Origin of the sequence: Bradyrhizobium sp. 930_D9_N1_4, assembly GCF_052076015.1 — a bacterium.
Classification (GTDB): Bacteria; Pseudomonadota; Alphaproteobacteria; order Rhizobiales; family Xanthobacteraceae; genus Bradyrhizobium.
The window spans coordinates 1666441-1684309 of the sequence record NZ_CP197236.1; the positions used below are offsets into that span (position 1 = coordinate 1666441).

The 17869-nt window shown below is 64.5% G+C and carries 19 protein-coding genes; 12 read left to right on the forward strand and 7 right to left on the reverse strand.

From position 1 onward, the window contains the following. Window positions 1-261: 261 nt before the first annotated feature. From AB7532_RS07700 to hemC, 3 genes are read left to right on the forward strand one after another with little or no spacing between them, the layout of a single operon-like run. Complete coding sequence (locus tag AB7532_RS07700; RefSeq protein ID WP_441234204.1) at window positions 262-852, forward strand: TetR/AcrR family transcriptional regulator; 591 nt, start codon at window positions 262-264, stop codon at window positions 850-852. Between the two features lie 53 nt (window positions 853-905). Next, complete coding sequence (locus tag AB7532_RS07705; RefSeq protein WP_441234205.1) at window positions 906-2531, forward strand: GMC family oxidoreductase; 1626 nt, start codon at window positions 906-908, stop codon at window positions 2529-2531. Between the two features lie 26 nt (window positions 2532-2557). Further along, window positions 2558-3538 (forward strand): hydroxymethylbilane synthase, encoded by a 981-nt coding sequence (hemC, locus tag AB7532_RS07710; RefSeq protein ID WP_441234206.1) that lies wholly within the window; start codon window positions 2558-2560, stop codon window positions 3536-3538. 308 nt (window positions 3539-3846) lie between these two features. On the opposite strand, the gene hemE is transcribed toward hemC, so the two are convergent. Further along, complete coding sequence (gene hemE / locus AB7532_RS07715) at window positions 3847-4881, reverse strand: uroporphyrinogen decarboxylase (protein ID WP_441234207.1); 1035 nt, start codon at window positions 4879-4881, stop codon at window positions 3847-3849. A 111-nt stretch (window positions 4882-4992) separates the two neighbouring features. On the opposite strand from hemE, the gene AB7532_RS07720 reads away from it, so the two are divergent. Both AB7532_RS07720 and AB7532_RS07725 read left to right on the forward strand, forming a co-directional pair. Further along, window positions 4993-5208: a hypothetical protein gene (locus AB7532_RS07720; protein ID WP_441234208.1), complete on the forward strand. Its 216-nt coding sequence runs from the start codon at window positions 4993-4995 to the stop codon at window positions 5206-5208. Between the two features lie 168 nt (window positions 5209-5376). After that, window positions 5377-7275: a sensor domain-containing diguanylate cyclase gene (locus AB7532_RS07725; RefSeq protein WP_441234209.1), complete on the forward strand. Its 1899-nt coding sequence runs from the start codon at window positions 5377-5379 to the stop codon at window positions 7273-7275. A 6-nt stretch (window positions 7276-7281) separates the two neighbouring features. Here the strand turns inward: AB7532_RS07725 and AB7532_RS07730 are convergent, their stop codons facing one another. Together AB7532_RS07730 and trhO are read right to left on the reverse strand one after the other, a co-directional pair. Further along, window positions 7282-7500 (reverse strand): SlyX family protein, encoded by a 219-nt coding sequence (locus tag AB7532_RS07730; protein WP_441234210.1) that lies wholly within the window; start codon window positions 7498-7500, stop codon window positions 7282-7284. After that, a complete protein-coding gene (gene trhO / locus AB7532_RS07735; RefSeq protein WP_441234211.1) occupies window positions 7490-8257 on the reverse strand; it encodes an oxygen-dependent tRNA uridine(34) hydroxylase TrhO in 768 nt (255 codons plus the stop codon). Before trhO ends, AB7532_RS07730 begins: the two co-directional genes overlap by 11 nt. A 230-nt stretch (window positions 8258-8487) precedes the next feature. Here trhO and ggt point away from each other — a divergent pair, with 230 nt between their 5' ends. Together ggt and AB7532_RS07745 are read left to right on the forward strand one after the other, a co-directional pair. Further along, window positions 8488-10074, forward strand: a complete 1587-nt coding sequence (gene ggt / locus AB7532_RS07740) for a gamma-glutamyltransferase (protein ID WP_441234212.1) — start codon at window positions 8488-8490, stop codon at window positions 10072-10074. A 69-nt stretch (window positions 10075-10143) separates the two neighbouring features. Further along, on the forward strand, window positions 10144-10608 hold the full coding sequence (locus tag AB7532_RS07745) for an FKBP-type peptidyl-prolyl cis-trans isomerase (RefSeq protein WP_441234213.1): 465 nt from the start codon (window positions 10144-10146) through the stop codon (window positions 10606-10608). Between the two features lie 166 nt (window positions 10609-10774). Here the strand turns inward: AB7532_RS07745 and AB7532_RS07750 are convergent, their stop codons facing one another. Continuing rightward, on the reverse strand, window positions 10775-10993 hold the full coding sequence (locus tag AB7532_RS07750) for a CsbD family protein (protein WP_441234214.1): 219 nt from the start codon (window positions 10991-10993) through the stop codon (window positions 10775-10777). Between the two features lie 127 nt (window positions 10994-11120). Between AB7532_RS07750 and AB7532_RS07755 the strand changes: the two genes are divergently transcribed. The 3 genes from AB7532_RS07755 (at window position 11121) to AB7532_RS07765 (ending at window position 12723) form a co-directional block, all read left to right on the forward strand. Next, window positions 11121-11636 (forward strand): cupin domain-containing protein, encoded by a 516-nt coding sequence (locus tag AB7532_RS07755; RefSeq protein ID WP_200472516.1) that lies wholly within the window; start codon window positions 11121-11123, stop codon window positions 11634-11636. Between the two features lie 127 nt (window positions 11637-11763). Then, the gene (locus AB7532_RS07760) at window positions 11764-12192 is read left to right on the forward strand and encodes a VOC family protein (RefSeq protein ID WP_441234215.1); all 429 of its coding nucleotides are present in this window, start codon (window positions 11764-11766) and stop codon (window positions 12190-12192) included. A gap of 42 nt (window positions 12193-12234) precedes the next feature. Continuing rightward, window positions 12235-12723: a VOC family protein gene (locus AB7532_RS07765; protein WP_441234216.1), complete on the forward strand. Its 489-nt coding sequence runs from the start codon at window positions 12235-12237 to the stop codon at window positions 12721-12723. A gap of 172 nt (window positions 12724-12895) precedes the next feature. Here the strand turns inward: AB7532_RS07765 and AB7532_RS07770 are convergent, their stop codons facing one another. Both AB7532_RS07770 and AB7532_RS07775 read right to left on the reverse strand, forming a co-directional pair. Then, window positions 12896-14080 (reverse strand): hypothetical protein, encoded by a 1185-nt coding sequence (locus tag AB7532_RS07770; RefSeq protein ID WP_441239211.1) that lies wholly within the window; start codon window positions 14078-14080, stop codon window positions 12896-12898. A 2-nt stretch (window positions 14081-14082) separates the two neighbouring features. Beyond that, complete coding sequence (locus tag AB7532_RS07775; protein WP_441234217.1) at window positions 14083-14784, reverse strand: FecR family protein; 702 nt, start codon at window positions 14782-14784, stop codon at window positions 14083-14085. A gap of 51 nt (window positions 14785-14835) precedes the next feature. On the opposite strand from AB7532_RS07775, the gene AB7532_RS07780 reads away from it, so the two are divergent. Continuing rightward, window positions 14836-16266, forward strand: a complete 1431-nt coding sequence (locus tag AB7532_RS07780) for a phospholipid carrier-dependent glycosyltransferase (RefSeq protein WP_441234218.1) — start codon at window positions 14836-14838, stop codon at window positions 16264-16266. 60 nt (window positions 16267-16326) lie between these two features. Here AB7532_RS07780 and AB7532_RS07785 read toward each other — a convergent pair whose 3' ends face one another. Continuing rightward, window positions 16327-16971 (reverse strand): OmpA family protein, encoded by a 645-nt coding sequence (locus AB7532_RS07785; RefSeq protein WP_441234219.1) that lies wholly within the window; start codon window positions 16969-16971, stop codon window positions 16327-16329. Window positions 16972-17518: 547 nt separating this feature from the next. Between AB7532_RS07785 and AB7532_RS07790 the strand changes: the two genes are divergently transcribed. After that, complete coding sequence (locus AB7532_RS07790) at window positions 17519-17764, forward strand: hypothetical protein (RefSeq protein WP_441234220.1); 246 nt, start codon at window positions 17519-17521, stop codon at window positions 17762-17764. Window positions 17765-17869 lie beyond the last annotated feature (105 nt).

Genomic DNA, 17869 nt, shown 5'->3' on the forward strand with positions numbered 1-17869 from the left:
TCGAGAAGTCAACTGGCCGCGTGAGGCTGAATCGATTACAGCATCAGGAGTTCAGATCGAGTCGCGTCCGCGAAGGAGGTCGGCCCCCTCTCCCGCTTGCGGGGGAGGGTTGGGGTGGGGGTATCTCCGCAATGATGAACCCCAAGAGGAGAAAACCCTCACCCGGCACTTCGTGCCGACCTCTCCCGCAAGCGGGCGAGGTGCAGCGAGCCCGCGGCCCAATCGGTTCAAGTTAAGATCCATTCTGTTCTTGATGGACCCATGGCGAAACAGGCGGAGCGGCGCGCAGCAACGACCGAGGCGATCCTGACGGCGGCGCGCCGCTTGTTCGGGACGCAAGGCTTTGCCGCCACCACCATGGATGAGATCGCCGAGGCCGCGAGCGTCGCCAAGGGCGCGGTCTATCATCACTTCAAGACCAAGGAGGCCGTGTTCGAAGCCGTGTTCGACCTGGTCTCACGCGATCTCGTCGCCGAGATCGACAGCACTGCGCGTGCCGAGAAGGACGTGCTGGCCGCCATGGTCGCCGGCACCCAGCATTATTTTGCAGCGACTGCCAAGGGCCCGACCGGCCAGATCATTTTGCGCGACGGCCCGGCCGTGCTCGGCTGGGAGCGCTGGCGCGAGATCGACGCGCGGCACTTTGGCGGCAAGATGCCGCGTGCGCTTTCCGCTGCGATGGAATCCGGCCTGATCGCGCAGCAACCGGTCGAGCCGCTGGCGCGGCTGCTGCTCGGCGCGGTGACGGAGGCCGCGGTCGCCTGCGCCGGACGCGCGGATATCGCAAGGGCGGGTGCGGAATATGCCCGTGCGTTCAAGTCGCTGGTCGAAGCGCTGCGCCTCGCGGCATGATCATGCTAGTCACGAAACGGAAACGCCCACACCAACAAGAAGAACAGTAGCGCATGAACGCAAATTCCTCCCTCACGCCGTCCGATCCTGAATTCGATTACATCATCGTCGGGGCCGGCTCGGCCGGCTGCGTGCTCGCCAACCGGTTGTCGGCCAACGGCAAGCACAGCGTGTTGCTGTTAGAGGCAGGCCCTAAGGATTCCAACATCTGGATCCACGTGCCGCTCGGCTACGGCAAGCTGTTCAAGGAGAAGACCGTCAACTGGATGTACCAGACCGAGCCGGAGCCCGAGCTGAAGGGGCGGCAGGTTTTTCAGCCGCGTGGAAAAACGCTGGGCGGATCGAGCTCGATCAACGGCCTGCTCTATGTCCGCGGCCAGCACGAGGATTACGACCGCTGGCGCCAGCACGGCAATGCCGGCTGGGGCTATGACGACGTGCTGCCCTATTTCAAGAAGGCCGAGAACCAGACGCGCGGCGCCGACCAATATCACGGCACCGGCGGTCCGTTGCCCGTGTCCAACATGGTGGTAACCGATCCGCTGTCGAAGGCCTTCATGGACGCCGCGGTCGAGACCGGGCTGCCCTACAATCCCGATTTCAACGGCGCCACGCAGGAAGGCGTCGGCCTGTTCCAGACCACCACGCGCAACGGCCGTCGCGCCTCCACATCGGTGGCCTATCTCGGCCCCGCGAGGACGCGCGTCAATCTCAAAGTCGAGACCGAGGCGCTCGGCCAGCGCGTGCTGTTCGAGGGCCGCCGCGCCGTCGGCGTCGAGTATCGTCAAGGCGCAAATGTGCGCCGCGCGCGGGCGCGCAGGGAGATCGTGCTGTCGAGCGGCGCCTACAACTCCCCGCAACTGCTGCAGCTCTCCGGTGTCGGGCCTGCCGATCTCCTGCGCAAGCACGGCATCGATGTGGTGCTCGACGCGCAGGGCGTCGGCCACGATCTCCAGGATCACATGCAGGTCCGCATCGTCATGCGCTGCTCGCAGAAGATCACGCTGAACGACACCGTCAACAATCCGCTCCGCCGCACACTGGCCGGCGCGCGCTATGCGTTGTTCCGCCAGGGCTGGCTGACGATCGCGGCCGGCACGGCGGGTGCGTTCTTCAAGACCAATCCACGCCTCGCATCGCCCGACATCCAGGTTCACTTCCTGCCGTTCTCGACCGACAAGATGGGCGAGAAGCTGCATGATTTTTCCGGTTTCACGGCGTCGGTGTGCCAGCTCCGGCCCGAGAGCCGCGGCAGCCTGCGTATCAGAAGCGCGGATCCGACCGTGCCGCCGGAGATCCGCATCAACTACATGTCGACCGAGACCGACCGCACCACCAACGTCGAGGGTCTGAAGATCCTGCGCAAGATCCTGAATGCGCCGGCGCTGAAGCCGTTCGTGGTCAGCGAATACGATCCCGGCGCGAAGGTATCCACGGACGCCGAGCTGCTGGATTATTGCCGCGAGCGGGGCAGCACCATCTACCATCCGACCTCGACCTGTCGTATGGGCAATGACGCGCTTTCGGTGGTGGACCAGCGGCTGAAGGTGAGGGGGCTCGAAGGCCTTCGTGTCGTCGACGGCTCGATCATGCCGGACCTCGTCTCGGGCAACACCAACGCGCCGATCATCATGATCGCCGAAAAGGCCTCCGACATGATATTGGAGGATGCGCGCTGATCCGCGCGCACCGAAAGGACAAGAGCTTGGCTACGCGATTCAAGATCGGCACCCGCAAGAGCGCGATGGCGCTGGCACAGACGGAAGAGATTGCGCGCCGTCTGACCGCCGCCATGCCCGGTCTCGATGTCGAGATCGTCAAGTTCGACACCACGGGCGATCTCGACCAGACCAGCAAGCTCCTGCCCCACGGCGGCAAGGGCGGCGCCTTCGTCGCGCAGATCCGTGCCGCCGTGCTGTCGGGCGAGCTGCATGCGGCGATGCATTCGCTGAAGGACATGCCCGGCAACGAGGACACGCCGGGCCTCGTCATCGGCGCCACGCTGTCGCGCGATCCCGCAAGCGATGCGCTGGTGCTGCGCGACGGTGTCACGCTGGAGGCGCTGCGCCAGTCCCGCGGCAAGGGTTTTAAAGTTGGCACCAACGCCGTTCGTCGCGCGGCCTATGTGCGGCGGTTGTTTCCCGAGATTGACGTCATCCACTTCCGCGGCGCTGCCGACACGCGCGTGCGAAAACTCGACAATGGCGAGATGCAGAAGCTCCCCGATGGCGGCGCGGTGGGACCTGCCGATGCGTTGATCATGGCGCGCTCAGGTCTCGACCGCGTCGGTCTCTCCCATCGCATCGCCTACGAATTCACCCCGACAGAGATGCTGCCCGCGGCCGGGCAGGGCATCGTCGCGGTCGAATGCGCGGCGCAGGACTGGCAAACGCGAAAAATCCTGTCGTCGATCGATGATCCCTCCGCGCACGCCTGCGCCGACGCCGAGCGTGAGGTGCTGTGGGTGCTCAACGGTCATTGCAACTCGCCGATCGCGGGCTTCTCGACCATATCAGGCGATCAGATGTCGCTGACGGCCTCTGTGCTCGACCTCTCCGGCAACACCATCATCGAAGCCTCGTGCGCAGGCCCGGCCAACCGTCCGCGCGAGCTTGGTCGTAGCGTCGGACTGGATCTGCTGGGCAAGGGCGCCGCCGCGATCATCGAGCGCAGCCGGCCGCGCTAGGCTTCCCCGCGTTCTCCGCCGTCATTGCGAGCGCAGCGAAGCAATCCAGAATCTTTCCGTGAGCAGCAGTCTGGATTGCTTCGCTGCGCTCGCAATGACGGGTGTGGCAACGCGGGATGATGACATCATACCCCTGTTTTGCCCGACGGGTCAAGTGCAATTTCGGATTATGTGAATTTTCAGGGAAATCCAACGACGTCCCTACTGTGCATGGGGTTGTTTTCGCGATTTTTGTTTCTGTCGACCTGAAAAGATCGTCATGGCCGGGACAAGCCCGGCCATGACGCCGCAGAGAAACCGCGCGTCCCTTACCCCCGCACGCGCTTCAGCATCTGCTCGACATGGGCGATCGGCGTCTCCGGCTGGATGCCGTGGCCGAGGTTGAAGATGAAGCGCCCTTGCGCGAAATTCGCCAGCACGTTGTCCACCGCGCGGTCGAGCGCCGCGCCGCCCGTGATCAGCACCAGCGGATCGAGATTGCCCTGCACGGCGACGCGTGCCTGCACGCGCTCGCGGATGAAGGCCGGCTCCGCGGTCCAGTCGATGCTGACCGCGTTGACGCCGGTCGCCTCGACATAGCCAGGCAGCTGTGCACCTGCGCCGCGAGGGAATCCGATGATCTTCGCATCCGGCACTTTCGCGCGCACGCCCTCGACGATGCGGCGGGTCGGCTCGGTTGACCAGCGCGCGAACTCGGCTGGCGGCAGCACGCCGGCCCAGGTGTCGAAGATCTGCAACGCATTGGCACCGGCCGCGAGCTGCTTCAGCAGATACGCGATCGAGTTCTCCACCAGCACGTCGATGATTTTCGAAAACGCCTCCGGATGCCGGTAGGCCATCATCCGCGCCGGCGCCTGGTCGGGTGTGCCGTGGCCGGCGACCATGTAGGTCGCCACCGTCCACGGCGCGCCGCAGAAGCCGATCAGCGCGGTCTTTGCGTCGAGCGTGCCGCGCACGATCCTGAGCGCCTCGAACACCGGTTCGAGCTTGCCGAAGTCGGCATGCGCGGCGAGCGTCGCGACCTTGGCGGGATCATCCAGCGGCTCCAGCCGCGGACCTTCGCCGACCTCGAAGCGCACCGAGCGGCCGAGCGCGTAGGGGATCACCAGGATGTCCGAGAAGATGATCGCCGCATCGAAGCCAAACCGGCGGATCGGCTGCAGCGTCACTTCGGCGGCAAGCTTCGGGTTGAAGCAGAGATCGAGGAAGCCGCCGGCCTTGGCACGCAGCTCCCGATATTCCGGCAGATAGCGGCCGGCCTGCCGCATCATCCACATGGGCGGGATGGTTTGCCGCTGGCCGGAGAGCACGTCGATGAAGGGCTTTGTCGCAGACTGGGGCACGGACTGTCCTGATGCAGATTTGAGGCTTCTGATACACCGCCACGAGCCCGAGCGGAACAGTGGAACCTGAGCAAATCCGCCGCGTTGACCAAGCCATCGGAGGAGACATCCATGGCTGAGACATTCAATCCCGCGCCGCACGACAAGCACGCCGATAATCTGCACGAAGCGCTCGCGGCCGACCGCCACTCGAAGCTCGATGCCGGGCTGAAGGACAGCTTCCCCGCGTCCGATCCCGTCAGCGCGACACAACCCACGCCCTCCAAGGCGGACGCCGAGGCCGACAGTCCCTCCCTCTGGGATAAGGTCAAGGCGATCTTCAGCTAGGGCGTAAGCCGGTTTCCGATAGGGTCGCTAACGCATTGTTAGCGATCCCATGACGCGCAGGTCCGTAGGAGTACGGGAAAGCCCGCAGATTGCTGCGAATGTCCGCAAGCGTTTCAGGGTTCAATAACAGAAGCGGTGGAACTTCCGGATAACGGAGAGTTCTGCCGCATGTACGCCGCTTACCGAGCCGGATGGAGTCGCCTGCCGCTGCGTGCGGCGGCGTTCGTCGCGCTGACTTGCGCGACCATCCTCGGCGTCAGCGGCTGGCGCGAATGGACCACGCGCGACACGGTGCTCAAGGGCGCCGAGACGGAGATGGCAAACGTCGCCCGCTCGCTGACGCAGCATGCCGAGGACATCCTCGATCTGCTCGACTACGGAGTGGTCGGCGTGGTCAGCCGGCTGGAGATCGACGGCATCGATCCCGGCACCATCGCAAAGCTGCGAACCCTCCTCGAAGCGCGCAAGGCGGCGATGGATCGCGTGCACAGCCTCGCGGTGATCGACGACCATGGCAATTCGCTGACCTCGCCCGGTACGATCGGCTCGACGTTCAGCGACGATGCGTTTTTCCGCTATCATCAGCTGTCGCCGAAACGAGATGCCCATGTCGGCCATCCCGTGAAGAGCCTGATCGACGGCGAATGGGTCGTCACCCTGTCGCGCCGCTTCAACAAGCCGGACGGCAGCTTCGGCGGCGTGGTGCTCGCGGCCATCAGCTCGAAATATCTTTCGCACTTCTACGAGCAGTTCGAGATCGGGCGCAACAGCTCGGTGGCGCTGATGCATGGCGCGGGCCTGATCATCGCGCGCAACCCGAGCAACGAAAAATTCGTCGGCCGCAACGTCGGCGACACGCCCCTGTTCCGCGACGCGAGCCTGCAACGGCCGAGCGGCGCCTATCATTTCAAGTCGCCGCTGGACGGGGCCGACCGCGTCAGCTTCTTCAAGCGCTCCGGCCGCTATCCGCTCGTCCTGCTCGCCACCGTCGACAAGGACGAACTGCTCGCCCCCTGGCGCGCCGCCGCAATTTCCCGCATGCTCTACGTGGTCGCGCTGGTCATGCTGATCGCGGTGATCGGCGCGGTCCTGGTGCGGCAGTTGCAGCGGGGCCAGCGCATGGCAGCCGCACTGATCGAGAAGGAAGCGCATTTCCGCCTGCTCGCCGAAGGCTCCAGCGACATGGTGACGCGTATCGGGCTCGACGAGCGGCTGCGCTACGTCTCGCCCTCGTCGGCCCGCGTCGTCGGCTGGCGCGCCAATCAACTGATCGGCACGCTCGCACTCGCCGGCATTCACGAGGAGGATCGGCCGCACGTCCAGGCCATCGTCGACGCCATGAAGCGCGGCGATGCGGAGGAGGCACGTGTCACCTATCGCAACGTGCACCGGACCAATTCCGAGGTCTGGCTCGAATCGACCATGCGGATCACGCGCAAGGACAGCGGCAAGGTCGACGGCGTGGTTGCGATCTCGCGCGACATCACCGAGCAGAAGAAGCTCGAGACCAAGCTCGAGACGCTTGCGATCGAGGACGGCCTCACCGGCCTTGCCAACCGCCGCCGCTTCGACGAGCGTTTCGACGAGGAATGGGCCCGCGCCTATCGCGACCGCTCCAGCCTCGCTCTGCTGATGATCGACGTCGACCACTTCAAGTCCTACAATGACGAATACGGCCATCCTGCGGGCGACGCCTGCCTGCGGGTTGTGGCCCAGGTCATTGCCGCCGAGATGAAGCGCCCGGGCGATCTGGCTGCGCGCTATGGCGGCGAGGAATTCGCCATGCTGCTGCCGAACACCGACGCGGCGGGTTGCGCGCGCATCGGCGAGCGGATCCGCAAGGCCATTCGCGCGGCGGGCCTCGTCCACGGCGCCAACCACGAGTCAGGTTACGTCACCGCTTCCTTGGGCGGTGCGACCTGCCGGCCGGCGCTGGAGCGCACGGCCGGCGTCGGCACGCTCGTCGAGGCCGCCGATCAGGCGCTCTATGCGGCGAAGGAAGCCGGGCGCGACCGTCTGATGATGTCGGTCGAGGTGGCGCACCTGCCCAAGGCGGTCGGCCTGTAATATCGTTCAATAATGCGGCGGACGCTCGTTGGCGGGCCCCGGCGCATTCGTCTCGGCTTCCTGAAGCCGCTCGCCGAGCTCTGCGATCTTCCGCGTCAACGCGTCGATCTGTTTCCATTGCGCGGTGATGGTCTGGTTCAGCGTCTCGATGGTGTCGTCCTGATAGGCGATGCGCATCTCCAGCGCCTCGACGCGCTCGCCGAGCGTTTTGATCTCATTCGTCACGGTCGTGCCCCATATCTTGTTCGAGCTTGTCTTTTTCGCGCAAACCGTGACTGAGCGCGACGCGCTCGTCGAACACGAAACATTCGCCGCGCCAGCGGCTCTGCGCTTCCGGCACCTCTTCCAGATATTTCAGGATGCCGCCCTTGAGGTGATAGACCTCGGCAAAGCCGCGCGCGAGCAGATGTGCGCTCGCCTTCTCGCAGCGGATGCCGCCGGTGCAGAACATCGCGATCCTGCGGTGCCTGGCCGGGTCGAGCTGCTCGGCGGCAAATTCCCTGAACTGGCCGAAGCTCTTGATCTCAGGGGCGACCGCGCCTTCGAACGTCCCCATCGCGACCTCGAAGGCATTGCGGGTGTCGAGCACCAGCATGTCGGGCGAGGCGATCAGCGCATTCCATTCGCGCGCATCGACATAGGTCCCGACCTGCCGGGTCGGATCGGCGGCGGCGTCGCCGAGCGTGACGATCTCCTTCTTCAGCCGCACCTTGAGCCGCCCGAACGGCATCGCTTCCGCGGTCGAGAATTTGAGTTCGAGATTGTTCAGCCGGCCGCCGAACAGGGCGCCATGGGCGAGTTCGTGGGTGAAGGCGTCGATGGCATCAGGCGCGCCGGCGATCGTGCCGTTGATGCCTTCGCCGGCCAGCAGCACGCTGCCTTTCAGCGCGAGGTCAGCGCAGAGCGCGCGCAGCGGCTCGCGCAGCTCGCGGTAATCGGGCAGGGCGGCGAATTGATAGAAGGCGGCGACCTTGTGGATCATGGCGGCTCGTTTAGCAGGCGGGCAGCGCCCAGAAAACCCGCATGGTCCCGGGCGGCGAAAGGTCTATACGCCCAGCGGATGGCAGCCATTTACCTGGTATGCCAGCATTGCCCGGACCGGCCTGAATGTGTCATGTAGGCCGGGTTTTCCGAGATGGCGCGCCAGCTGTGCCCACGGCCCCAGGGGCCCTTAACACGGCCCCAAGGGCCCTTAACGAGAGCAAGAATGCGATGAGAAACTTCCACTTCCCCGGCAGGTCCACGGTCCACGCCACCAACGCGATGGTCGCGACCTCGCATCCGCAGGCCTCGCTGGCCGCGATCGAGGTGCTGCGCGAGGGCGGCACGGCGGTGGACGCGGCGGTGGCGGGCTCCGCCTTGCTCGGCGTGATTGAGCCGCAATCGACCGGCATCGGCGGCGACTGCTTCGCGCTGATCCAGCCGCGCGGCGAGGGCAAGATCATCGCCTATAACGGCTCCGGCCGCGCCCCGAAGGCGGCCAACGCCGACTGGTATCTCGAGCGCAAGATCAATTCGGTGCCGCTGACCTCGGCGCATGCGGTTTCGATCCCCGGCGTGATCGACGCGTTCGCGACCGTGCTGCGCGACCACGGCAAGTTCGGCTTCGACCGGCTGCTCCAGCCCGCGATCAAGGCGGCCGAGGAGGGCTACGTCGTCGCCCCCCGCATCGCCTTCGACTGGAAGAACCAGTTCGAGAAGCTGAAGAATGGCACCAACACCGAGCGCTATTTGCTGCCGGGCGGCAAGCCGCCGGTGGCCGGCGACGTCATCCGCCAGGCCGAACTCGGCAAGACGCTGCGCGCGATCGCCAAGGACGGCCGCGATGCCTTCTACAAGGGACCGATCGCCGAAGACATGGTCGAGACCCTGCGTTCGATCGGCGGCCTGCACACGCTCGACGATTTCGCCGCGCACACCACCGAGACGACGACGCCGATCGGCACCCAGTACAAGGGTTACGACGTCTGGCAGTGCCCGCCGAACGGCCCGGGCCTGACCATGCTGCTGATGCTGAACATCCTGTCGCGATTCGACCTGACGAAATACGCACCGCTCAGCATCGAGCGCTTCCATCTCGAGGCGGAAGCCGCGCGCATCGCCTACATGTACCGCGAGCTGCACGTCGCCGATCCCGACCACATGCAGATTGAAGTCGCCAAGATCCTGGCGAAGGGTTTTGCCGACGAGCACATCAGCAAGATCCGGATGGACGGCATGCTCGACCTGCCGAACGTCGCGCCGCCGATGAATCCCTCGACCATCTACATCACGGTGGTGGACAAGGACCGCAACGTCTGCTCGTTCATCAACTCGGTCGCGCATTCCTTCGGCTCGGCGATCGTCTCCAACAAGACCGGCGTGCTGTTGCAGAACCGCGCTGGCGGCTTCCGCATCCAGCCCGGCCATCCCAACTGCATCGAAGGCGGCAAGCGTCCGCTGCATACCATCATGCCGAGCCTGATGACCAAGGGCGGCCGATCCGTGATGCCGTTCGCGGTGATGGGCGGGCAGTACCAGCCGGTCGGCCAGACCCATGTCGTGACCAACGTCCTCGACTATGGCTGCGACGTGCAGGAGGCGCTCGACATGCCCCGCGGCCTGCACTACGAGGGCCAGTACCAGCTCGAGGACAGCGTGCCCGCCGACATCGTCGACGGCCTCAAGAAGCTCGGCCACAAGACCACGAGCGTGGTCGGCCCGCTCGGCGGCGCCCAGGCGATCTGGATCGACTGGGACAAGGGCACGCTCACCGGCGGTTCCGACCCGCGCAAGGACGGCTGCGCGCTCGGCTATTGATCGCCGGCGGGGGTAGAAACCCCGATGGCATTGCGCTAGACACCTTCCGCCTCACACGGAAGGTGTTCTATGCAGCGTTTTCAGCGCGCACTCCTCGCCATCATGTCAGCACTCGCGATCACCGTGATCGCTGGCGTGTCGACATTCGTCTCCACCACGGCATCGGCCCAGACCGCAGGAAAACCCATGACCACAGCTTCAGGCTTGCAAGTAATCGACAGCGTTGTCGGCACCGGCGCTTCGCCGAAGCCCGGCCAGATCTGCGTGATGCACTATACCGGCTGGCTCTATGAGAACGGCCAGAAGGGCAAGAAATTCGACTCGTCCGTCGATCGCAACGAGCCGTTTGAATTCCCGATCGGCAAAGGCCGCGTCATCGGCGGCTGGGACGAGGGCGTTGCCACCATGAAGGTCGGCGGCAAGCGCACGCTGATCATTCCGCCCCAGCTCGGCTACGGCGCCCGCGGTGCCGGCGGCGTGATCCCGCCGAACGCGACGCTGATGTTCGACGTCGAACTGCTCGCGGTGAAGTGACGCACTCTCCGCGTCGTCATGCTCGGGCTTGTCCCGGGCATCCACGTTCTTCCTCTCGCGCGGCAAAGACGTGGATGGCCGGGACAAGCCCGGCCATGACGGATAGAGATAAGCAAACAAAAAGACCGGCCTCGCGGCCGGTCTTTCGCTTTCAGATATACGCGCGTTACTCGGCTGCGCGTTTTGCTGCCGCCGCGGCACGGTCGATCGCTTCCTTCGCGGAATCCTTGGCGTCGCCCATGGCCTGCTGGCCCTTGCCCTTCACTTCCTGAATGACGCCTTCGCCCTGCAGGCGCTCGGAACCGGTGGCTTCACCGATGCCCTGCTTGGCCTTGCCGATGGCCTCGTTGGTGGCGCCCTTGATCTTGTCGGTCGTGCTACCCATGAAACTCTCCTTCCAGTTTGCTCGGGATGACAACGTCCGGCGGCTATGAGAGTTCCGATTTTGGTATGGCTTGATGTCGCAGCTTTGGTTAGTTTCGCGCGCACGGAACCAACAGATAGCAAGACTCATGACCGGCCATGACCACACGCATTCCCACCATGACCACGATCATCATGACGATCGCTGGAAACATGACGGCGTGCGCGTCATTCCCGGCAACCAGCTCGATACCAACGTGCCGTCGACCGCAGGCATGGACCGCGCGGCCGCGATCAATTTCGCCCGCGTCGGCGCCCAGAAATTGTGGGCGGGCACCGTAAGCATCAAGCCCGACGCCAAGACCGGCGCACATCACCACGGCCATCTCGAAAGCGTCATCTACGTGGTGAAGGGCAAGGCGCGGATGCGTTGGGGCGAGAGCCTGCAATTCACCGCGGAGGCCGGTCCCGGCGATTTCATTTTCGTGCCGCCCTACGTGCCGCATCAGGAGATCAACGCCAGCCCCGACGAGGTGCTGGAATGCGTGCTGGTGCGCAGCGACGGCGAGGCGGTCGCGATCAACCTCGATATCGAGCCGGTCGAGAAGCCCGAGACCGTGCTGTGGGTCGATCCCATCCACCGGGATCCCAACGAAAAGAAATAAGGTGACGGCCGCGCGGGGTTCGGTGCGACAGAACCTCGCGGGTTAAGGGCCAAAAAATATCCGGAAGCGATGTCGGATGGCCGTCGGGCCATCCGTCCTTGGGGCAGAACACCCCAAGGAGCGACCGATGCCCAGGATGATTTTCGTCAATTTGCCGGTGACCGACCTCAAGCGCGCGACCGCCTTTTACGAAGCGGTCGGCGCGACCAGGAACCCGCAATTTTCCGACGACACGGCGAGCTGCATGGTCTTTTCCGAGACCATCTTCGCGATGCTGATGACCCACGATAAATTCCGCCAGTTCGCGCCGAAGCCGATCGCTGATGCAAAGACCTCGAACCAGGTCCTGTTCTGCCTGTCCGCCGACAGCCGCAATGAGGTCGACGAGCTTGTCGGCAAGGCCGAGGCCGCGGGCGGGGTGGCCGATCCCAGCCCGAAGGACGAATACAGCTTCATGTATGGCCGCAGCTTCGAGGATCCGGATGGCCATTTGTGGGGCGTGAATTGGCTCGACATGGCGGCCATGCCTCCTCAGCCTCACATGGCAAACGCCTGATCGAAACGCGCAGTCATCGAAACCTGAAGAGGAGCGTTCTCCATGTCCAAGCTCGTACCCTGCATGTGGTTCAACGGCGATGCCGAGGAAGCCGCGAAATTCTACACCTCACTCGTGCCGAACTCGGAGATCACGCACGTTCAGCAAAACGTTTCGGACGGCCCGTCCGGCAAGACGGGATCCGTGCTCGTCGTTGAGTTCACGGTCGCCGGCCAGCCGCTGGTCGCGCTCAATGGCGGCATGAAGATGGAATACACCCACGCGCTCTCGCTGATGATCCATTGCGACGATCAGGCCGAGGTCGACAGCGTCTGGAACGCGTTCCTCGCCCATGGCGGCAAGGAGCAGCAGTGCGGCTGGATCAGCGATCGCTGGGGCGTGTCCTGGCAGGTGGTGCCGAAGGTGATGTTCGAATTCCTGTCGAGCCCCGACAAGGCCGCGGCCGCGCGCGCGATGCAGGCGATGATGAAGATGGTGAAGCTGGATGTGGACGTGCTGAGGCAAGCATTCGAGGGCAAGTCGGCGGCGTGATTTTGGCCTTTCTCGCTACACGATAGATGTCATCGCCCGGCTCGACCGGGCGATCCAGTACTCCGAGACGGTCATGATTGAAGTGGATGGGCTGCGGCGTACTGGATGCCCCCGGTCAAGCCGGGGCATGACAGCGGAAGTGGAGGCTGCTTTGCGCGTACCAAACCGCCGGCTAATAATTGATCCTCAGTCCCACGCCGCCGTGAATGGTGTTTCCCACCGGCTGCGGGCCGAGCGTGCCGTTCGCGAACAGATCGACGACCCAGCCCTTCTGCACGCGGAAGCCGAGGCGGCCGCCATATTCGAACCAGCCCTGGTTGCCCATGGTCGGCACCACCACGCCGTCGCCGGTCACGGTGGCGACGATGCCGCTGTGGCTGGCGAAGGACTGCACCCAGCCGCCATTGATGTTGGTCTCGATGTTGTTGCTGAACAGATGCGTCCACTGGGCGCCGATCTTGACCAGGCTGGTGCGGTCGGTGCCGGTCGCAATATTGGCGTCGAACGGATTGAACGCCACCGCGCTGTCCGAATAGCCGGAGACGCGCTGCCAGAGTTGCCAGACTTCGATGGAAGCCGCGACCTCGTCGCGCGGTGACACGCGGCTCATCCAGCCGGCGCGGCCGTAGACGGCATAGTTGGAGGCGTTGGTCGAGCCCGTCACGGTCACCGGGCCCAGGCTGGTGTTGTAGTTGCGCGTGTAGCGCGCCTTCTCCCACGGCGTCAGGATGGTGCCGACGTCGAAGAACGGGCGCGACGAGCCCCAGTCGGTGAAGTCATAGCGCAGCGCGAAGGCGCCGATCGGCGCGCTGGTGATGTGGTAGCCGCCCTCGTTGTATTGCGTGTAGGCGATGCCGGCGAGCAGCGACAGATTGTTGGTCAGCTCCTTGCGGCCGTGGATGCCGGCCGAGAACGAGCCGGCCGAGCCGAACGCGCTGATGCAGTCGCTGCAATTGACCTGCTCGTTGACGCCGAGCAGCACCGTGCCGAGCACCCGGTTGGTGATCATCTGGTTGAAGCGCTGGTTGGCGAGGCCGCCGATCGAATTGCCGCTGGAATCGGCGCCGGTTGGGCCGGTCGGTGGCGGCGGATACGGGCTCGGCGAGGACGACGGATAGGGGCTCGGCGAAGGCGAGGGCGCCGGGGTCGGTGTGGGGGTCGGGGATGGTGAATAGGTTGGTGACGGGTACGGCGATGGAGAATAGGTCGGGGAAGGGTTGGGATTCGGCTCGCTGCACTCGGACTCGCACGCCACTGCGGCTGCCGCCGGACGCGCAGCGGACGCCACGAGCGCCAACGCAGCGGTTGCGGTCAGCGCAGCGGCAAGGATGAAGCGCCTAAGGTTGAGTTTCACCATCATCACCGCCCGCACAGCATGCCGTCGTCCTGGACGGCGGGCGTGATGGTCGGCGAGGCGGCCGCGTACTGCGTGACCGAGCACAGCCCGGCACTCGCCGCGCAGTTGGCGGCGAAAGTCCAGGGCGGCGTGTTGGTCTTGGTGATGCTGACCTTTCCGCCGGCCGAGGTGATGACCGCGGTGTCGCCGGGCTGGGTGAGCTGCACGCATTGGGAATTTGTGGTGCACACGCTGGCGGCGCCGTCCTGAAGCACGACGACGGAGCGTCCGCGCTGGGAGAGGATGTCGAGCGTGGTGCCGCGCACGCCGATGGTGGCGAGCGGCGTCGTGATCTTGTAGGCGGTCTTCTCCGAATGTCCGGTGACGAAACGGAATGCGCCGGTGGTCATGCGGATCGCGACGTCGCGATAGCTGTGCTCGTCGTTGAAGACGGTGCGGTCGAGCTTCAGCGTCGCGCCCGGCCCCAGTGAGAGGTTGGTGCTGTCGGCCATGACGAAGCGTGCCGCGCTGTCGGCGCCGGTGCGCACGGTTTCGTCGCGCAGCATGCTGTCGCCGACGCTGATCGGTGTCGTGGTCGCGGCCACGCGCACCACGTCGTTCCGGACCACGACGGCTTCGCCGACGCGCGTCTGCGCCTGCGCGCAAGGCGCCGCGCACAAAGCAGCCGGCAACAGAGTGGAGAAAAACCAGAAACGCAAATTCATTTCGCAACCGATCGATATGTCCCTGATCGTACCGGATCGCGCGCGCTTCTGATGTGGCGAAATTATCACAAGCGGCGCAGTACGTGCGTTATGCTTAGTGACAGCCGCGGCAGAATGCGTTCAATGAAAACTGCGAACTTTATTTTTGTCGGCGGTGACGCAAATTTGCCACGCAAAATGTCCCCAGAAAAGCAGATCGAATTGCCTGTGGTTCCGAAGGTGTCGCAGAGCGCAGTAATCGCTGTCGCGATTTTCCTGATTGCCCATCTTGCGCTGCTGATCGGTCTGGCTTCTCCCGAGAAGTTCGTTTTCGACGAGGTGCACTATGTGCCTGCGGCGCGGCAGATGCTGGCGCCGTCGCTGTCACAGCCGATGCTCAATCCGATGCATCCGCCGCTCGCCAAGGAGCTGATCGCGGCATCGATTGCGGCTTTCGGCGACAATGCGTTCGGCTGGCGCTATCCGGCAACCTTGTTCGGCGCACTCGCGATCGTCGCGGTCTATCTGTGCGGCCTCGCGCTGTTCGTCGCGCAAGGGCCTGCGATCGCCGCTGCGCTGATCGCGGCGTTCAACCAGATGGTCTACGTGCAGGCGCGCATCGCGATGCTCGACGTCTTCGCGCTCGGATTCGGCCTGCTCGCGATCGCGGCCTTCATGCACGGATTTCGCAGGGACCGGCCGCACGCGCAGTTTGCGCTCGCGGGGGCGTTGTTCGGGTTTGCAGCCGCATGCAAATGGAGCGGCCTGTTCCCGCTCGGTGTCTGCATCGTGATCGTCGCGGTGATCCGCCTGATGCAGGGCTGGCGCATGCTGTTTGCCGACGCGAGGCCCGACGACTGGTATCGGCCCGACCTCTGGCCCGGCTTCAGGCTGAATCATGCCGTGCTCTGCTTCGCGGTCTTGCCGGCGATCACGTATCTTGCCGCGTTCGTTCCGCTCTACGGATTGTCGCTGTCGGATCTGATCGAGGCGCAGCGCCGGATCTTTACCGACAACACGACGACTGCGATCGCCGGGCATACCTATATGAGCTCGTGGCCGTCCTGGCCGCTGCTGGCGCGCCCGGTGTGGTTCCTGTTCGACAAGACCGCGGAGAACAACGTCTCGGCGATCGTCTTCCTCGGCAATCCGCTGGTGGCGTGGCCGGCGCTGCTCGCGCTCGTGGTGGTGCTGCGCGACTTCATCGTCGCGCGCCGCTGGGACGCCTTCCTGATCGCGGTGTTCTATTTCGGCTGCTGGCTCGCCTGGGCGCTGCTGCCGCGCACGCTCGGCTTCATCTACTATTATCTGCCGGCCGCGACTGTTGCATCGCTCGCGCTGGTCTATGTGTTGCGCAGGAAGGGCCTGCCGCGCTGGCTGCTGTGGGCCTATGTCGGCGTCGCGGCCGCAGGCTTCGCGGTGATGCTGCCGATCTCGGCGGCTTTCATCGGCACGTCGATGCAGATGTTCAACCGGCTGATGCTGTTCCAGAGCTGGATCTGACAACGCCGCCTGCCGGAGGAAATGGCAGACGGCGTGTGTCGTCTAACGATCGATCGAAGATTACTTCGACGCCGTCGTCTTGGCTTCCATGTTGACGACCTGGACGCGGCGGTTGACCGGGTCGGCGCCGTTGGCGGTGTCCTTCAGCTTGGTCTTGCCGTAGCCGACGGTGACGAGGTCGGTGCCGGTGAGGCCGTACTTCTCGACAAGATACTTCTTGATGGTGTCGGCGCGGCGCTCGGAGAGCCCCTGATTGTAGTCCTCGCCGCCGACCGCATCGGTGTGGCCGGCGACCACGAAGGTCGAACCCTTCAGCGACGGATCGGACAGCGCCTTGCCGAGCGCCTGTACCGACGGCACCGAGGTCTTGGCGATGTCGGCCGAGTTGTACTCGAACTGGATTTCCAGATCGATCTTCGGCTTGGTCGCAGCCAACTCGGCGATCTGCTCGCGCTCGCCGGTCGAGAGCGACCGGGTCGAGCGGTTGCGTACGGTGTTGAGGAAGGTGCTTTCCTTCGCCTGCACCGCCGGATCGGCCTGCGGACCGACGGACAGGCCGCGGGTCGCGGGCTTCGACTTCAATGCGTCCAGGATCTTGTCGGACGAGATGTTGTTGTCGCCGGCCAGGGCCAGGCCCGCCGTCATCGACAGTGCGGCCGTCAGAGTGATCGCCTTCAGTGCAAAAAACTTATCAAAACGGGTCATTGTGATATCCTCGCTGTTACGCCTGATGGCGATTTGATGCTGCGAGCCTAGGGCAGGTTCAAAAGCCCTGATGTGATCCTCATCACGGTGTTGGCAGGAGCTTATGGGCTCAGTCTAGCGCATTTCGGGGTGTTTCGGGCGCAGGATCGGGGATCTTTCCTTCTCGCCCCGACGAGGGGGACGATCATGCGAATAGTGGTGGTCGTGCGCACTGCGCCTCCGGTTCAAGCCGCGGCGGTCCCCTATGTGCGACAGGTCACGTCGAGGACCGCGCGTTCGCCCGATGGGTGGGGAATAGGGCGCACCACCTGTTCCGGGGCTGGCGAAAAGTCCGGTGGGCGTCGCGGAAACCTGCGCACATCGATCGTCGCAAAGCCGTCGCGGCATGGCCCGCCCGCGAACAAGAAATCGGCCACATGCACGACTAGCAGGAGCCCTTCGCCGATTGCCCCAAACGAAGGGAGCCGAGTTCCATCCAGTGCCGAGGCCAAGTGATTATCAGTTTTATCGCAATGGCCCGCCGGATCGGACCGTTTCTCTGAATGCCATGCCGATCTATATCGGTGCGGCGATGATCGCGCTTGCGATCCTGCTGTCGACGCTGATCACGGGGCTCACCTCCCGCTATGTCGGCTTCGAGGCGCCCACCGACGAGACCATGTGGCTGGTCGACCGCCTCACCGGCAGCGTCTACCGCTGCCAGGCGGAGGGGCGCGGCAAGGCGTCGTGCGAGCCGGACATTGCCACGGGCAGCGTGAGCGACCGGTCCAATGCGACGAAGGACGGCCGTTAGGCCAATCCCCTTCGCAAGCGCAGCAAGAAAAAATCCTTCTCCGCGAAACAAAGCCGCCAGCGCAAACGTAGTTACGATTGCCGGTATGACGCCGGTTTCGTTTCA

Coding starts and splice junctions, on each gene's coding strand:
- AB7532_RS07745 (WP_441234213.1), top strand. CDS start 10,144: ATGCAGCGTTTTCAGCGCGCACTCCTCGCCATCATGTCAGCACTCGCG.
- AB7532_RS07790 (WP_441234220.1), top strand. CDS start 17,519: ATGCCGATCTATATCGGTGCGGCGATGATCGCGCTTGCGATCCTGCTG.
- AB7532_RS07775 (WP_441234217.1), bottom strand. CDS start 14,784: ATGAATTTGCGTTTCTGGTTTTTCTCCACTCTGTTGCCGGCTGCTTTG.
- AB7532_RS07780 (WP_441234218.1), top strand. CDS start 14,836: ATGTGGCGAAATTATCACAAGCGGCGCAGTACGTGCGTTATGCTTAGT.
- AB7532_RS07700 (WP_441234204.1), top strand. CDS start 262: ATGGCGAAACAGGCGGAGCGGCGCGCAGCAACGACCGAGGCGATCCTG.
- AB7532_RS07705 (WP_441234205.1), top strand. CDS start 906: ATGAACGCAAATTCCTCCCTCACGCCGTCCGATCCTGAATTCGATTAC.
- AB7532_RS07720 (WP_441234208.1), top strand. CDS start 4,993: ATGGCTGAGACATTCAATCCCGCGCCGCACGACAAGCACGCCGATAAT.
- AB7532_RS07770 (WP_441239211.1), bottom strand. CDS start 14,080: ATGGTGAAACTCAACCTTAGGCGCTTCATCCTTGCCGCTGCGCTGACC.
- AB7532_RS07785 (WP_441234219.1), bottom strand. CDS start 16,971: ATGACCCGTTTTGATAAGTTTTTTGCACTGAAGGCGATCACTCTGACG.
- trhO (WP_441234211.1), bottom strand. CDS start 8,257: ATGATCCACAAGGTCGCCGCCTTCTATCAATTCGCCGCCCTGCCCGAT.
- AB7532_RS07725 (WP_441234209.1), top strand. CDS start 5,377: ATGTACGCCGCTTACCGAGCCGGATGGAGTCGCCTGCCGCTGCGTGCG.
- AB7532_RS07760 (WP_441234215.1), top strand. CDS start 11,764: ATGCCCAGGATGATTTTCGTCAATTTGCCGGTGACCGACCTCAAGCGC.
- AB7532_RS07765 (WP_441234216.1), top strand. CDS start 12,235: ATGTCCAAGCTCGTACCCTGCATGTGGTTCAACGGCGATGCCGAGGAA.
- ggt (WP_441234212.1), top strand. CDS start 8,488: ATGAGAAACTTCCACTTCCCCGGCAGGTCCACGGTCCACGCCACCAAC.
- AB7532_RS07755 (WP_200472516.1), top strand. CDS start 11,121: ATGACCGGCCATGACCACACGCATTCCCACCATGACCACGATCATCAT.
- AB7532_RS07750 (WP_441234214.1), bottom strand. CDS start 10,993: ATGGGTAGCACGACCGACAAGATCAAGGGCGCCACCAACGAGGCCATC.